17 protein-coding genes are annotated in these 14,664 nt (G+C 65.7%); 8 read left to right on the top strand and 9 right to left on the bottom strand.

Annotation, left to right across the window (positions count from 1 at the left end):
• Positions 1 to 78: 78 nt before the first annotated feature.
• Together ppnN and KUO17_RS07665 are read right to left on the bottom strand one after the other, a co-directional pair.
• Positions 79 to 1,452 (bottom strand): nucleotide 5'-monophosphate nucleosidase PpnN, encoded by a 1,374-nt coding sequence (gene ppnN, locus KUO17_RS07670; protein ID WP_217974758.1) that lies wholly within the window; start codon positions 1,450 to 1,452, stop codon positions 79 to 81.
• Between the two features lie 163 nt (positions 1,453 to 1,615).
• The gene (locus KUO17_RS07665; protein WP_217974757.1) at positions 1,616 to 2,458 is read right to left on the bottom strand and encodes an SDR family NAD(P)-dependent oxidoreductase; all 843 of its coding nucleotides are present in this window, start codon (positions 2,456 to 2,458) and stop codon (positions 1,616 to 1,618) included.
• Positions 2,459 to 2,570: 112 nt separating this feature from the next.
• On the opposite strand from KUO17_RS07665, the gene KUO17_RS07660 reads away from it, so the two are divergent.
• Positions 2,571 to 3,473: a LysR family transcriptional regulator gene (locus KUO17_RS07660; RefSeq protein ID WP_217974756.1), complete on the top strand. Its 903-nt coding sequence runs from the start codon at positions 2,571 to 2,573 to the stop codon at positions 3,471 to 3,473.
• On the opposite strand, the gene KUO17_RS07655 is transcribed toward KUO17_RS07660, so the two are convergent.
• Together KUO17_RS07655 and KUO17_RS07650 are read right to left on the bottom strand one after the other, a co-directional pair.
• A complete protein-coding gene (locus KUO17_RS07655) occupies positions 3,448 to 4,164 on the bottom strand; it encodes an anti-sigma factor family protein (protein ID WP_217974755.1) in 717 nt (238 codons plus the stop codon). The two genes, KUO17_RS07660 and KUO17_RS07655, sit on opposite strands and share 26 nt — an antisense overlap.
• On the bottom strand, positions 4,161 to 4,670 hold the full coding sequence (locus KUO17_RS07650; RefSeq protein WP_217974754.1) for a sigma-70 family RNA polymerase sigma factor: 510 nt from the start codon (positions 4,668 to 4,670) through the stop codon (positions 4,161 to 4,163). The genes KUO17_RS07655 and KUO17_RS07650 overlap by 4 nt, the downstream gene beginning before the upstream one ends.
• A 132-nt stretch (positions 4,671 to 4,802) precedes the next feature.
• Here KUO17_RS07650 and KUO17_RS07645 point away from each other — a divergent pair, with 132 nt between their 5' ends.
• The 4 genes from KUO17_RS07645 to KUO17_RS07630 all read left to right on the top strand — a co-directional run bounded on the left by KUO17_RS07645 (position 4,803) and on the right by KUO17_RS07630 (position 8,449).
• Positions 4,803 to 5,849: a catalase family peroxidase gene (locus KUO17_RS07645; RefSeq protein ID WP_217974752.1), complete on the top strand. Its 1,047-nt coding sequence runs from the start codon at positions 4,803 to 4,805 to the stop codon at positions 5,847 to 5,849.
• The gene (locus KUO17_RS07640) at positions 5,846 to 6,370 is read left to right on the top strand and encodes a cytochrome b (protein WP_217974750.1); all 525 of its coding nucleotides are present in this window, start codon (positions 5,846 to 5,848) and stop codon (positions 6,368 to 6,370) included. Before KUO17_RS07645 ends, KUO17_RS07640 begins: the two co-directional genes overlap by 4 nt.
• A 262-nt stretch (positions 6,371 to 6,632) precedes the next feature.
• Positions 6,633 to 7,838: an MFS transporter gene (locus KUO17_RS07635; protein WP_217974748.1), complete on the top strand. Its 1,206-nt coding sequence runs from the start codon at positions 6,633 to 6,635 to the stop codon at positions 7,836 to 7,838.
• Positions 7,839 to 7,900: 62 nt separating this feature from the next.
• Positions 7,901 to 8,449 carry a cupin domain-containing protein gene (locus KUO17_RS07630; protein WP_163949747.1) on the top strand — a complete coding sequence of 183 codons (549 nt, stop codon included), beginning with the start codon at positions 7,901 to 7,903 and terminating at the stop codon, positions 8,447 to 8,449.
• Between the two features lie 52 nt (positions 8,450 to 8,501).
• On the opposite strand, the gene KUO17_RS07625 is transcribed toward KUO17_RS07630, so the two are convergent.
• Entirely contained in the window at positions 8,502 to 9,992 is a 1,491-nt protein-coding gene (locus KUO17_RS07625) for a DASS family sodium-coupled anion symporter (protein WP_217974746.1), read from the bottom strand.
• 72 nt (positions 9,993 to 10,064) lie between these two features.
• Positions 10,065 to 10,466, bottom strand: a complete 402-nt coding sequence (locus tag KUO17_RS07620) for a hypothetical protein (protein WP_217974744.1) — start codon at positions 10,464 to 10,466, stop codon at positions 10,065 to 10,067.
• Between KUO17_RS07620 and KUO17_RS07615 the strand changes: the two genes are divergently transcribed.
• Positions 10,446 to 10,775 (top strand): hypothetical protein, encoded by a 330-nt coding sequence (locus KUO17_RS07615; protein ID WP_217974742.1) that lies wholly within the window; start codon positions 10,446 to 10,448, stop codon positions 10,773 to 10,775. The genes KUO17_RS07620 and KUO17_RS07615 overlap by 21 nt on opposite strands.
• Before the next feature lie 99 nt (positions 10,776 to 10,874).
• On the opposite strand, the gene KUO17_RS07610 is transcribed toward KUO17_RS07615, so the two are convergent.
• From KUO17_RS07610 to KUO17_RS07600, 3 genes are all read right to left on the bottom strand, one after another.
• Positions 10,875 to 11,177, bottom strand: a complete 303-nt coding sequence (locus KUO17_RS07610; RefSeq protein ID WP_217974740.1) for a hypothetical protein — start codon at positions 11,175 to 11,177, stop codon at positions 10,875 to 10,877.
• Positions 11,178 to 11,390: 213 nt separating this feature from the next.
• Complete coding sequence (locus tag KUO17_RS07605; protein ID WP_217974738.1) at positions 11,391 to 11,579, bottom strand: hypothetical protein; 189 nt, start codon at positions 11,577 to 11,579, stop codon at positions 11,391 to 11,393.
• 139 nt (positions 11,580 to 11,718) lie between these two features.
• Positions 11,719 to 12,039: a YbjQ family protein gene (locus KUO17_RS07600; protein ID WP_217974736.1), complete on the bottom strand. Its 321-nt coding sequence runs from the start codon at positions 12,037 to 12,039 to the stop codon at positions 11,719 to 11,721.
• 215 nt (positions 12,040 to 12,254) lie between these two features.
• Between KUO17_RS07600 and KUO17_RS07595 the strand changes: the two genes are divergently transcribed.
• Together KUO17_RS07595 and KUO17_RS07590 are read left to right on the top strand one after the other, a co-directional pair.
• Positions 12,255 to 13,682, top strand: coding sequence for a DUF1254 domain-containing protein (locus KUO17_RS07595; RefSeq protein WP_217974734.1), 1,428 nt, complete (start codon positions 12,255 to 12,257; stop codon positions 13,680 to 13,682).
• Between the two features lie 127 nt (positions 13,683 to 13,809).
• Entirely contained in the window at positions 13,810 to 14,661 is an 852-nt protein-coding gene (locus KUO17_RS07590) for an STAS domain-containing protein (protein ID WP_217974732.1), read from the top strand.
• Positions 14,662 to 14,664 lie beyond the last annotated feature (3 nt).

Here is a 14,664-nt window from a genome sequence, read left to right as displayed (position 1 = left end):
ACTGCGCCGCTCTTGAAACCGGCGACAATCCTGTGGGAGCTGGCTTGCCAGCGAAGGGCCGCACAGCGGCCCAAGGGTTCAGCTCACCACGCGGTAGCACGGCTCGTACGCCGCCCCACCAGGCAGCTTCATGCGGTGCTGCTCCACGAACGCCTGCAACAGCCGATCCAGCGGCTGCATGATCGCGGTATCACCATGGATCTCGTACGGCCCATGCTCCTCGATCAGGCGGATGCCCTTGTCCTTGACGTTGCCCGCCACGATTCCGGAGAACGCCCGACGCAGGTTGGCCGCCAGTTCGTGCGGCGGCAAGTCGCGGCTCAGCTGCAGGCTGGCCATGTTGGCGTGGGTCGGGTCGAACGGGCGCTGGAAGCCCTCTTCGATCTTCAGCAACCAGTTGAAATGGAACGCGTCGTTGCGCTCGCGGCGGAACTGCTTGACCCCCTTGAGCCCCTCGGTCATCTGCCGCGCCACCTGGGCCGGGTCGTCGATGATGATTTCGTACAGTGCATGCGCCGCTTCACCCAGCGTGGCACCAACGAAGGCATGCACCTGTTGCAGGTAGGCCTCGGCGCTTTTCGGCCCGGTCAGAATCACCGGGAACGGCAGCTCGCGGTTGTCCGGGTGCATCAGGATGCCGAGCAGGTACAGGAACTCTTCGGCCGTACCCGCGCCCCCCGGGAAGATGATGATGCCGTGGCCCACCCGCACGAACGCCTCGAGGCGTTTTTCGATATCGGGCAGGATCACCAGCTCGTTGACGATCGGGTTCGGCGCCTCGGCGGCGATGATGCCCGGCTCGGTCAGGCCCAGGTAGCGGCCGCTGCTCATGCGCTGCTTGGCATGGGCGATGGTGGCGCCTTTCATCGGCCCCTTCATCACGCCAGGGCCGCAGCCGGTGCAGATGTCCAGCTTGCGCAGGCCCAGCTCGTGGCCGACCTTCTTGGTGTACTGGTATTCCTCGCTGCTGATCGAGTGGCCACCCCAGCACACCACCATCTTCGGCTCCACGCCCGGGCGCAGGGTGCGCGCGTTGCGCAGCAGCTGGAAGACGTAGTCGGTGATGCCCTGGGAGCTTTCCAGGTCGATGCCCATGCGGTCCAGTTCACTTTCGGTGTAGACGATGTCACGCAGGGCGCTGAACAGCATTTCGCGGGTGCTGGCGATCATCTCGCCGTCGACGAACGCGTCGGCCGGAGCGTTCAGCAGCTCGAGGCGCACGCCGCGGTCCTGCTGGTGGATACGCACTTCGAAGTCCTTGTAGGCGTCGAGAATGGTCTTGGCATTGTCGACATGGGCGCCGGTGTTGAGAATGGCCAGGGCGCACTGGCGGAACAAGGTGTAGATGCTGCCGGAACCGGCTTCGCTCAGTTGCTGCACTTCACGTTGGGAGAGTGTCTCCAGGCTGCCTTTGGGGCTGACAGATGCGTTGATTACGTGTCTTGGGGTCATTCTGGATTCCATATGTACGACGCCAGCGAACGGCTGTGGCATCGGGGTATTAACGCCTGACGCAATGCTGCATACAGGTTTTATCAGGTGGCCGGTCGCAATGGCAAACGGTCTGCCTGAAAGAGTAGGCCCGATCCGGCGTTGACGCCCTGCTCATCGCGGCTCAGGCCATGCCCTTGCCCCAGCACGCCGCCACCTGCTCAGTCCGCTCGGCCCGCACCCCGCGCAGCTCGCGCGGGTAGGTCACGCCGGCCTGCTCCTCGAAGCGCGTCGCCACGAACTGCCCGTTGCTGGCACGCAGGACCTGCCCCGTCACCTGGCACAGGTCCGAGACCAGGTACAGCACCCCAGGCACCACCCACTCGGGCTTGAGGTCATCCGGCTCACCCTGCTCGCCCCACATCCGTGTGCGCGCCACCGGCGACACCGCGTTGACCAGGATGCCGTGCGCCGCGCCCTCCTCGCTCAAGGCGTTCATGATGCCCAACTGCGCCATCTTGCCCGCCGCATACGCCGCCAGTCCGGTTTGCGCGTAGCACGCATACATCGCCCGGTCCGAGGTGGTGAGCACTACCCGCGGCGCCTTGGATGCCTTCAGGTGCGGCCAGGCGTGCTTGCACAGCCACAGCGGCGCCTGCACGTTGATCCCCAGCGCGCGGTCGATGAATGGCGCATCGACCTGCTCGATCGACTGATAGCCCACCCAGCCGGCGTTGTGGATCACCCCGTCGAGGCCGCCGAACTGCTCCACCGTCAGCGCCACCAGCTCCCGACAGGCCGCTTCATCGGTCAGGTCTGCACTGTGCCCCAGCGCCTGGTGCCCCGCCGCGCGCAAGGCCTGCGCCGCCTGTTCGACCAGCATCGGGTCGCTGCCGCAACCGGCACGGTCGGTACCCCGGTCGCTGAGCACCACACGTGCCCCGCGCTCGGCCAGGGCGGTGGCATAGGCCAGGCCCAGGCCACGGGCGGCGCCGGTGATGAGAAAGGTACGTTGGGTGAAGTTCATGATCGCTCTCCTGTAGAGTCGTCGAGCCTATCGAGTGCGCCACGCCACGTTGAATACTATCGACGGGGCGAATCGATACGCCCGAGATATCGCACCGTACCTGGAAGCCACCATGATCGAGACCCGCCTGTTACGCCAGTTCATCGCCGTGGCCGAAGAGCTGCACGTCCACCGCGCCGCCGAGCGCCTGCACATCGCCCAGCCGGCGCTGAGCCAGGCAATTGCGCGACTCGAGCACAAGCTTGGCTGCGCACTCTTTGTGCGCCATCCGCGCGGCGTTCAGCTGACACCCGCAGGCGACGCGTTCGTGATGACGGCGCGGGCCACCTTGAGCACCTTGCACGAAGGCATGGTGCACGCCCGTGAAGTGGCCGAGGGGGTTGCCGGCCACCTGCGTGTGGGCAGCCTGGCGCTGGCCGGCTACCCGCAACTGCTCAAGGCGCTGGGCGAATTCCGTCAGGCCTGGCCCAAGGTGCGGGTCAGCCTGCTGCAGCAGCCTTCGGCGCAGTTGGCCGAAGGCATGCTCAAGGGCGAACTTGACATCGCCTTCATGCGCTACCTGCCCGACCTCAGCGAGCGCCTGCACGCCGAATTGATCCTGGACGAGCCGCTGTTGCTGGCGGTACCTGCGGCGCACCGGCTGGCCCAGCTATCACGGGTGGGCCTGGCCGAGGTGGCCGAGGAAGATTTCGTGTTCACCCCACCGGCATTGGGCAACGGCTTTCACCAGCACGTAGTGGCCCTGTGCGAACGCGCCGGGTTCACTCCGCGCCTGCGCCAGCAGGCCGCGCAGATGCAGACGCTGGTGAGCCTGGTCGCCTGCGGGTTCGGCGTGGCCCTGGTGCCGGCGGCGGTGGCGCAGGCCAATCAGCAGCCCGGTGTGCACTTCTGCACGCTTGAGGGCAGCCCGTCCCTGGGCCTGTACATGACCACCCCGCGCGACACGCCCGCGCCGCTGGCCAGACGTCTGGCCGGGCTGCTGGGCAACGCTAGAGTGCCGTGCCCACCGCGCTGACCAGCGCATAGTTGTAGGCGCCCTGCGACCAGTACCGCGCCTGCAATGGGCCCTCGACCCGCTCGCCGCTGGGCATGCGCACAAAGCGCTCGCTGGGCGAACGCAGGAACAGGCTGACTCGCTCGCCCCTGGCATCCTCGAACACCAGCAGCGCCGCCGGCCCCTGCTCGTTGCTCAGCAGCCGCGCGCCCACCGGCATGAAGCCATAGACCGACAGGTCAGGCAGTTGCCCGACCTGACCAACGTGCTCGCCCAGCCAGGCCTGCAACTGTGCCGGCCGTTGCACGGTGAGGTCCAGGGCCGCGGCATGCGCGAACAGACGGTGCGCCTGCAGCGCATCGGCCATCGGCGGGTTGCTGGCCTGCAGGCTGGACTCGCGCGCCTGCCAGCCACCCAGCCCCCCGACGCCCAGGGCCACCAGCAGCATCGCCGCGCTGGCCCATCGCCGCTGCCGACGCTGGCGCAGCGTACGGCGTACTGCACGCGGGTCCAGGCGCGGGTTCAGCGGTTGCTCGGCAAGCCCGGCCAGGGCGGTGCGCAACTGCCGTGCATCACTGCGCCAGCCGTCGATACGTTCGGCCTGTGCAGGGTTGGCCGCCAGGTACAGCTCTACCTCGCGCCGCCGACCCGGTTCCAGGCGCTCGTCGACATAGGCGTGCAGTTCGTCATCGGACGGGATCAGACAGCTCATTTCAACCTCCGCAATGCCGGGGGCGGCGTGTTGCCCTCGGCCAATTCTCGCAGCGCCGCGCGTGCCCGCGACAAACGTGACATCACCGTGCCAATCGGCACGTCCAGGGCCTGCGCCGCCTCCTTGTAGCTGAGGCCTTCGACACTGACCAGCAACAGCAATGCACGCTGCTCGGTGGGCAAGCGGGCAAAGGCCGCCAGGCCCGACTCGGCCATCACGATGGCCTCGGTGTCGCTGCCCGCTTCCTCACCGCGCCCGAACCACGCCAGCCAGCGCGCATGGCGCCGCTCCCGGCGCTTGGTGTCGATAAACAGCCGATACAGGATCGCGAACAGCCAGGCGCGCAGGCTGTCATCGCCGGCCTGCTGGGCACGGCGGCTCAGCGCGCGCTCGACCGTGGCCTGCACCAGGTCGTCGGCACTGCTGGCATCGCGCGTCAGCCACAGGGCGAAGCGGCGCAGGCGCTGGAGCATGTCACGCAGTTGGGCGTCGTCGAGGTCGTTCATGGTCAGGGGTCTGGGCGCTCGGCAGTCAGTGTACGAGGCAGACGCACACGGCTGAAATTTATTCCCGCCGTCAGGGAATAAACCTGCGTGCCACCCGTCGTACCGGCTCATTCACTGACCGGATCGCCGCCCATGAGCACTCCGTTACACGGTCGCGCCCGCGCCCTGCGCCTGGCCGCCATCGGCCTGGGCATCGCTGCGCTGGGCGCAGGCTTTGCTTACGCCGCCGGCTGGATCGGCCCCCAGCGCCTGACCCCGCAGCGCATCATCGACACCTTCGAGGCCCAGGCCGGGCACTACCCCGGCTACCGCAAGAACCACGCCAAGGGCCTGTGCGTGGCAGGCTACTTCCAGAGCAGCGGCCTGGCCGCATCGCTGTCGCGGGCACGGGTGTTCAGCCAGGCAAAAGTGCCGGTGGTCGGCCGCTTCGCGATCGGTGGCGCCAACCCGTTCAGCGCCGACGCCAGCGTCGCCACCCGCAGCCTGGCCGTGCAGTTCAGCAGCGACGACGGCCAGCAGTGGCGCAGCGGCATGAACACGCCGCCGGTGCTGGCGGTCAGCGATGCCGAGGGCTTCTACCAGCAGGTGCTGGCCATGACCCCCGACCCGGCCACCGGCAAGCCCGACCCGGCGACGTTGCAGGCATTTTTCGCCCAGCACCCCGAAAGCGCGGCCTTTCGCCAATGGGCCAAGAACTACACGCCGTCCGACAGCTTCGCCAGCTCGGCCTTCCACAGCATCAATGCGTTTCGCCTGATCGACGCTGGCGGCGTGGCGCACCCGGTGCGCTGGAGCCTGCTGCCGCAGGCCGCGTTCGCGCCGCTGCCGGCGCAGGTGGCGGACAAGGATTTTCTCCAGCACGACCTGCAGCGGCGCCTGGCCCAGGGCCCGTTGCGATGGACCTTGCGCCTGACCCTGGCGGCCCCCGGCGACCCGGTGGACGACCCCGCGCACCCCTGGCCCGCCACGCGGCAACAGATCGACGCAGGCACCCTGGTGATCGAGCAGGTCGATGCCCCCGAGCAAGGCGCCTGCCGTGACCTGAACTTCGACCCGCTGATACTGCCTGACGGCATCCAGGCTTCCGACGACCCGATTCTGGCTGCCCGTTCCTCGGCCTATGCCGAGTCCTTCAAGCGCCGCAGCCGTGAAGGCGCCCCCCAAGGAGCCACACCATGAATACGCCCTCTACCCGCTTCCATCCGCTCGCGCGCCTACTGCACTGGCTGATGGCCGTACTGATCGTGGCCATGCTGTTCATCGGCGTGAGCATGGTGGTCGACCTGTCACCCCGGCACACCTGGCTGATCAGCCTGCACAAGGCGATCGGGCTGGCCTTGCTGGTGCTGGTGGTGGTGCGCATCATCACCCGGCTGACGTTCGCACCGCCGCCTTTGCCAGGCGATCTGCCCAGGCTTGAGCAATGGGCAGCCAAGGCATCGCACCTGGTGCTGTATGCACTGATGCTGGCGATGCCGTTGATCGGCTGGGGCATGCTGTCGGCGGGGGGCTACCCCTTACCATTGCAACTGCCGGCGCTGGTGCCCCACGACCTGCACCTGTACGGCCTGCTGCGCACCCTGCACGGCGTGCTCGCCTATGTGCTGTTCGCCACGGTGCTGCTGCACCTGGCGGCGGCGCTGGTGCATGCCCTGGTGCGCCGCGACGGCGTGTTGCGCAGCATGTGGCCAGGGCGCTGAAGAATGTCAGCGTGCGGCTGCGCAATGCGACGTTTCGTTCCAGTGGCGGGCAAACCAGGCTGACAACGCCGATTCTGCAGGCCATGGTGCGTTGCCCGCCATGGGCCCGACAGAAGACCGCGCAGGCGCAACGTCTACCGACTGCTGATCCACACAGGCCAGGATGAAGTCAATTAAATGATTGTTACTATCGTTTGCGACTTTAGCCTTGCGCCGTGCTGCGGCACAATGGCGCCACTACCCTCCGTTGCCTTGGATAGCCATGAACACCGCACAGCAACCGCCACTGATCTCCCCCGTCACCACTACCGCGTTCGACCTGCGCCCGCTGCTGGTCGCCAATATGGCCTGCACCATGGCCATGATGGCGTTTGTCTCGCTGATCGGGCCAATCGCCCGTGTGCTGGGGTTGGCGGCCTGGCAGGCCGGCACGGCGGTGACCGTCGCCGGGGTCATCTGGATGCTGCTGGCGCGCGCCTGGGGCCGCGCCAGTGACCGTTTCGGCCGCCGCCGCATCCTGCTGCTCGGCACCGCAGGCTTCACCCTGGCCTACTGGGGCTTGTGCCTGTTCATCGACGGCGCGCTGCGCTACCTGCCGTCAGCCACCCTGGCGTTCGCCGGGCTGGTACTGGGTCGCGGCCTGATCGGGGCGTTCTACGCCGCCTTGCCGGTCGGCTGCGCAGCCCTGATTGCCGACAACATTCAACCGCAACATCGCGCACGGGCCATGGCCTCGCTGGGCGCGGCGAATGCCGTGGGCCTGGTGCTCGGGCCGGCCCTGGCCGCGGTGCTCGCCCGCCACAGCCTGAGCCTGCCGTTCTACGCAATGGCCGTGCTGCCGATGCTGGCGTTGCTGGTGCTGCAGTTCAAGCTCAAGCGTCAGGAACTGCACCTCAAGCAGCCCGCCCGCGCAGTGCAACTGAGCGACCCGCGCCTGCGTCGTCCGCTGGTGGTGGCGTTCGTGGCGATGCTGTGCGTTTCGCTGGCCCAGATCACCGTCGGTTTCTTCGCCCTCGACCGGCTGGGCCTGGCCCCTGCCGACGCGGCGCAGGCGGCAGGCATCGCGCTGACCATGGTGGGGGTGGCGCTGATTTTCTCGCAAGTGGCCGTGACCCGGCTGAACTGGCCACCGCTGCGCATGATCCGCGTGGGCGGCTGCATCGCAGCGCTGGGCTTTGCCAGCGGCGCGGTGGCCGACAGCGTGTTCATGCTGTGGGCATGCTACTTCATCGCCGCCGCAGGCATGGGCTGGGTGTTCCCGGCATTCCAGGCCCTGGCGGCGAATGCCGTGCAGGCGGGTGAACAAGGCGCTACGGCAGGCTCGATCGGTGCGGCGCAGGGGCTGGGCGTGGTGGTCGGTCCGCTGGCGGGCACCCTGATCTACGCCGTCGACCCGCGCGTCCCCTACCTGATGGCGGCCCTGTTGCTGCTATTGATCGCCTTGTGGCCCGCGCCCTCACGGCAGTAGGCGGGATCGGCGGCGGAATGTGTTTTAATGCGTCGCCCATTATTTTTGACATCAAGGCGGCTATGGACACGGGGACACGACTCAAACTGGTACGTGAACGCACCAAGCTCTCGCAACGGGAGCTGGCCAGGCGCAGCGGCCTGACCAACTCGACGATTTCACAGATTGAGCAGAACCGCGTCAGCCCTTCGGTGAGTTCGCTGAAAAAGCTGCTGGAGGGGATTCCGATGTCCCTGGCGGAGTTCTTCAGTTTTGACGAGCCACCACGCGAGGAGCGCTTTGTGTTTCGCGCCAACGAACAGCCCGACCTGGGCAGCGGTGGCCTGCGCATGCTGCTGGTCGGGGCCAGCGTCGAAGGCCGGCAGATGCGCATGCTGCGCGAGCTGTATGCGCCGGGCGCCGACTCGGGCGAAGAGCCGATCGTGCACGCCGAAGGCGAGGAATGTGGCCTGGTCACCCGTGGCACCATCGAACTGCGCGTCGATGGCCAGGTCAGCGTGCTGAACTCGGGTGACGGCTACTACTTCCCCACCACCCTGCCCCACAGCTTCAAGAACATCGGGCAGGACGAGGCCGAGATCATCAGCGCCAACACCCCGGCGAACTTCTGATGGCAGCAGCGGCAAGCTGACGCAGACTCGCTTGCCGCTTGCCGCTGCTCTCCTACATCCACCCCAACCAGTGCCACCAGGTTGCCGCAAACACCAGCATCAACCCATACCCCACCAGCGTCACCACAATCCCCACCTTGGCAAACTGACGCGCATTGAACGTCTCGGTACCCAGGCACACCATGTTCTGCGGTGCGTTGATCGGCAAGATGAACCCGTAGCTGACCACAAACCCCAGCACCATCGTCATGCCCAACCGGTTGAAGTCCCCTGGCAACGTCTGCAGCACCGCGATCAGGATCGGCAGCAGCGCCGAGGTCAGCGCAGTGGCACTGGCAAAGCCCAGATGAATCACGATCAGGAATGCCGAGAGAATCGCAAACACCCCCAACGTACCCAACTGGTCCAGCCCGGTGTTGCCCACCACCTGCGCGCCCAGCCACTGCCCTGCGTGGGTGGTCAGCAACGTGGTGCCCAGGCTGATCCCGACCCCGAACACGATCACCGTGCCCCACGGGATGCGCGCCTGCACATCCTTCCAGGTCATCACTCCAAAACGCGGCAACAGCAGCAGCACCAGCCCCGCATAGGTGGTGGAGGTGGTGTCGAAGTGATGCAGCTTGCCCTCGGTGGCCCACGCCAGCAGCAACAGCAGCGAGACACCGAGCAGACGCTTCTGCGCTCCGCCCATCGGCCCCAGCGCCGCCAGTTGCTCAGCCACGGCGGCCTTGCCGCCGGGGATGCTGCCGCGCTCGGGCGGCAGCATCTTGAGCACCAGCACGATCAGCACCACCGACATGATCACCGCCCAGGGCGCGCCAGCGATCAGCCAGTCGATCCATGACACCCGCGCGCCGAGCATCTTGTCCATGAAGCCCACGGTCAGCAGGTTCTGCGCAGCAGCGGTCTGAATGCCGATGTTCCAGATACTGGTGCCCTGGGCCACGATGATCATGATGCCGGCGGCGATGTTGGAACGCCTGTCGACGCCGAAGGCGGCGATCACCCCCATCATGATCGGCACCACGCAGGCACTGCGCGCGGTGGCACTAGGCACCACCAGGCTGAGCAGAATGATCACCACCATGGCGCCGAGCAGGATGCGCCGCGTGCTCACCCCGACACGATTGAGAGTGACCAGCGCAATGCGCCGGTCCAGCCCGGTGTGGGTCATCGCCGCAGCGATGAACAGCGCACCGACCACCAGCGCCAGCGCCGGGTTGGCGAAGCCGGTCAGGGCCATGCTCACCGCCGCCGACGAGCCATAGGTCACCGACGGGTCGGCGAGGGTCGGTGCCGTACCCAACAGGAACGCCAGCAGCGAGGTGATCATGATCGCACTGGCCTCGTACGACACCGCCTCGCTGATCCACACCACCACGGCAAACGCCAGGATCGCCAGCACACGGTGCCCGGCCACCGGCAGATCGGCCGGCAGCGGCAACAGCAACACGCCGATCAGCGCGGCGATGCCCAGCAGCAGGCCAAGCGGTAACACCGGCTTGGCGCCAGTGGAGGGTGATGAAGCGGCAGGTGTGCTCATGGCAGGAACTTCTTTGGCAACAGAACGGTGATACATGATCGCCACTGCGGCGCAGCGCTACGCTGATCCGGGTCAAGCCAATGTCACAATGTACGCCCCGGAATGCCCGCCCCAGAGCACTTTGTAGGACATTCCTACGGGCTCGACAGCGACGACCGGCACGCTCAAAAAAGACTGAGCAGTCATTTGTAGTGAACCAAAAAAATCACTACAAAACCTATTGACGGCATTCGTCGCCCCTTGCATGATGAGGCCGTCTCCCTGATCGGGAGCGCTGGCAAAGGGTGTTCCAGGCAGTTCGAGCGGTTTCGGGCTGTCCGTGGAGAGGGACTGTCCAAAAGGCAGAGTGAAGAAAGCCCCTGTTGCGACGCTGCTGTAGCAGCCTTGGTAGATCGCTACATGAAGTAGCGCAGGTTTGAACTCACCAACGACGAATAGGTAATAGGGGGCTTTATGATGAACTTGAACAACCAACCCACCATCGATGAATTGGCCCGGCTGTTCGCAGCGCGCAAGGACAGCCTCGATGACCACCTGCTCTGGGTCAGTGCGGCAGGTGATGTGCATATCGACCGCATGCCGCCGCACACGGACGAAGAGTCGATCGATGCCAAACGCGAAATGCGTGCGCGCTTCAAGCTGTTCCGCCGTGGCCAGGGCTATGTCGGCAAGAAGGCGGCGGCAGACACCGCGTTTGTCGGCAAGGTGCTTGAAACCCTGCAACAGGAATGGCCCGCGCTCCGTGAGCGCCAGGATGTGAAGGTGATCGAACGGCTTTGCTGAGCCGACCGCATTGAAAAAGGCGACCTACGGGTCGCCTTTTTCATGGGGCAATGATCTCGCACACCGTATCGTGCACGCCAGCCGCCACCACCCTGCTCATCAGGCCTGACGGCGCAACAGCGGCTGGCGCAGCGGCAAGGCCCCGGTGGCCAGCGCCCGCGCCCGGTCAACCCCGCGCACCAGCGCGCGGCTCATGGTCTCGCCGGGGCACGAGGGGTAGTACTCCTCGATCACGGCCTTGCCACGGCGGGCATACACCCCCAGAAACATCTGCGTGGCGCCGGTACGTGACAGGCGTACCTGCACATCGATACTCGTACCGTCACTGAGCTCTTCGTCATGGCTACGACTGTGCAGTTGGGAGTCTGCCCAATCCCAGTAAGTCTCTTCCCTGATGCGCATCGTGTTACTCCGTGGTCAATCCAGCCGACAGTAAGGCATACAACCGCCCCGACAGCCAGCAACAGCCGTGATGCCGTTGAGCAAGGTCAACAAAGCCGCATAAAACGGCAGTTTCAGCCGACCGCCCGTCCCTTTGCGCGATGGCGTACAGCACACATGAAAAAGCCCCGGCACAGCAGCACGCTGTAACCGGGGCCCGTGTCGGGGTGCAGGCTACTTCTTGCGCAGCCCCGGCAAGAACCGGCGCCGCTCGCTGCGCGGGGGCAGCTTGGTGTGCACGCGCGCCGGCGCGTCGTCCAGGGTCATGTTGGCAAACCCCAGCTCAAATGCCGCCTGGCCGCACCGCACCTGGCTGTTGATGGGAAATTCGTCACCATCGTCTTCAACATACGAGTCTTTCATACCCGGCTCCCCTGCAAGCGATCACTACCGGCAAGCAGACGATTGCCTAGAAGATAGTGACCTTGATGCCTTCAGAGACTAGCCGGACATTTGAAGACTGCCCGGTCACCTTTTGTCGCACCCGACCAATGGCCAGAAGCTACCGGAGCTTGACCGCGGTGCCGGTGACGAACACCACAACCATGCCGCCCCGCGCCGAGGGCATGCTGATTTCATAGTCCAGGCCGATGACCGCGTCGGCCTGCAGGCTGCGCGCGCGCTGGCGGATCTCGTCGGTGGCCTGGATGCGCGCCTCTTTCAGGGCGCTTTCGAGGGTTTGCGAACGGCCGCCGAAGAAGTCGCGAAAGCTGGCAAAAATGTCGCGAACCACGTTAATGCCCTGCACCGACTCGGCGCTGACCACATCCAGGTAGGCGGCGACTTCGCGGCCCTCGACGGTGCCGGTAGTGGTGATGATCATGGCCTTCTCCTTGAGCGTTTTCGGCCTGGGCCGACAAAAAGAGGCGATGTTAACAAACGAACGGTTTTAGTGCTGGCGACTTGCAGGCCAGCCAGGTGCAGCTATTTTCAGTGGAGCGTTTGTCGCGGCGTATCGAACCCTGTGGGATCGACCCGCGCTGAAGGCACCCTCGTCCTCACATGAATAAACTGTTCCAGCGATCAGGCGCCGACGTCATGCAAAGGATCTTTGCCATTTGCCATGTGCCGACCTGCATGCTGTTTTTCTCACTGTGCGCCAGCGCCCAGGCCGAATTCAACGCCAGCTACGAAGAGGCACGCGCCATTGCCAAGGACGCCTACCTGTACGGCTTCCCGGTGGTGGCGATGTACAAGACCCTGTTCACCCAGGCCGTGGACGCCGGCAGCCCGGACTACAAGGCGCCATTCAACCAGATCGGCAACAGTGCCCAGGTGTTCACGCCCAGGGACAGCGCTTTCATCACCCCCAACGCCGACACGCCCTACTCGTTCGTGTGGATGGACCTGCGCAGCGAACCGCTGGTGCTGAGCCTGCCGCCCGTCGAGAAAGACCGCTACTACTCGGTGCAACTGATCGACCTGTACACGCAGAACTTCGACTACCTGGGCACCCGCACCAACGGTAACCAGGGCGGCCGCTTCCTGATCGCCGGGCCCGGCTGGCAAGGCCCCACACCGCATGGCATCGAGCGCGTGATCCACAGCGAAAGCCAGATCGTGTATGCCCTGTACCGCACCCAGCTGTTCGGCCAGGCGGACCTCGCCCGGGTCAGGCAGATCCAGCAGGGCTACCGCGTGCAGCCGCTGAGCGGCTACCTCGACCAGTCGCCGCCCCCGGTGCTGCCGGCGGTGGCCTGGATCAGGCCGCAAGCGGATATCAGCGACACCCCGGCGCTGTTTCGCTACCTCAACTTCATGCTCGCCTTCGCCCCGCCAGTGGACAGTGAGCGCGAACTGCTGGAGCGCTTCGAGAAGATCGGCATCAGCGCCACCAAGCCGTTCGAGGAGAGCACCCTCGATGCGCAGCAGACCCAGGCCCTGCAAGCGGGCATCGACGACGCCAAGGTGGAGTTCGCACAGTTCAAGGCGACCCATATCGACACCCACAGGGTCAGCAGCGGCGACCTCTTCGGCAGCCGTGAACACCTGAACAACAACTACCTGTACCGCTACGCCGGGGCCAGGCTGGGGATCTTCGGCAACTCCGCCGAAGAGGCCAGCTACATGGGCTACTACACCGACGAGCGTGGCCAGCCGCTGGACGCCGGCCAGCACGACTACACCCTGCATTTCGCCAAGGGCCAACTGCCCCCGGCCAGGGCCTTCTGGTCGCTGACGCTGTACGACGGCAAGACGCGTCTGCTGGTGGACAACCCCCTGGACCGCTACCTGATCAACTCGCGCATGCTCGACAGCCTCACGCGCGACGCCGATGGCGGCCTGACCCTCCACGTGCAGCATCGATCCCCCGGCAAGGCACACGAAAGCAACTGGCTGCCGGCCCCCGACGGTCCGTTCTACGGCGTGCTGCGCCTGTACATGCCCGGCCCGCAGGTGGCCAGCGGGCAGTGGAAACTGCCCTTGCTCACACCGGCCCCGGTCAGCACAAAAGCGTCCAATTGAAGGACTACCTGCATGCCTTCCAGGCCCCTCGCGCGGCTGAACCCGGCAAGCGCTTCACCGTTTTGCAACTAGAGTTAGCTGCACGAGATTTCGCCCTACGACCCCAGGCTTTCAGGAGCACACGTACATGGCTGCACTTCAACCAGCGACACTCAACGCGATCAGAACCCATCAGGCCTCGCTGGTGGCCGAATGGCTGGCGGGCCTTGAAGCCTCGGGCGCGTCGCGCAACCTGAAGGCCGACGATCTCAAGCAGCAGACCGAGGAGTTCCTGCACCTGCTGCACAATGGCCTGCAGCAAGGCGACACCAAGCAACTCAACGCCCAGGCCTGGGACGCAGCCCGCCTGTTCCTCGAAAAGCTCTCCCACAGCCGTGCGCTGGTCGGCCAGGACTCGCAGCAGACCGCCACCTTCATCTTTGCCCTCAAGGGCCCGCTGTTCGCCCTGCTGCAACGCGAGTACAGCGAGCAACCGGCACAGTTGGCCGGGCAACTGCTGGAAGTATCCGAACTGCTCGATGCCCTGGGCCTGCACACCATCCGCACCTTCCAGAAGTCCCGCGAGTCGGTGATCAAGCGCCAGCAGGAAGAACTGCTGGAACTCTCGACCCCGGTGGTCAAGCTATGGGACGGCGTGCTCGCGCTGCCGATGATCGGCACCCTGGACTCGCAACGCACCCAGGTGGTGATGGAGTCGCTGCTGCAGCGCATCGTCGACACCGGTTCGGAAATCGCCATCATCGACATCACCGGCGTACCGACCGTCGACACCCTGGTGGCCCAGCACCTGCTCAAGACCGTGACCGCGATCCGCCTGATGGGTGCCGACTGCATCATCAGCGGGGTACGCCCGCAGATTGCCCAGACCATCGTGCACCTGGGCCTGGACCTGCAGGGCGTGGTGACCAAGGCCAACCTGGCCGACGCGCTGAAGCTGGCCTTGCAGCGCATCGGCCTGACTGTCGGCAAGGCGGTGTGAGCC

This window comes from Pseudomonas aegrilactucae (assembly GCF_019168305.1).
GTDB lineage: Bacteria > Pseudomonadota > Gammaproteobacteria > Pseudomonadales > Pseudomonadaceae > Aquipseudomonas > Aquipseudomonas aegrilactucae.
This window is presented reverse-complemented; position numbering and strand designations above follow the sequence as displayed.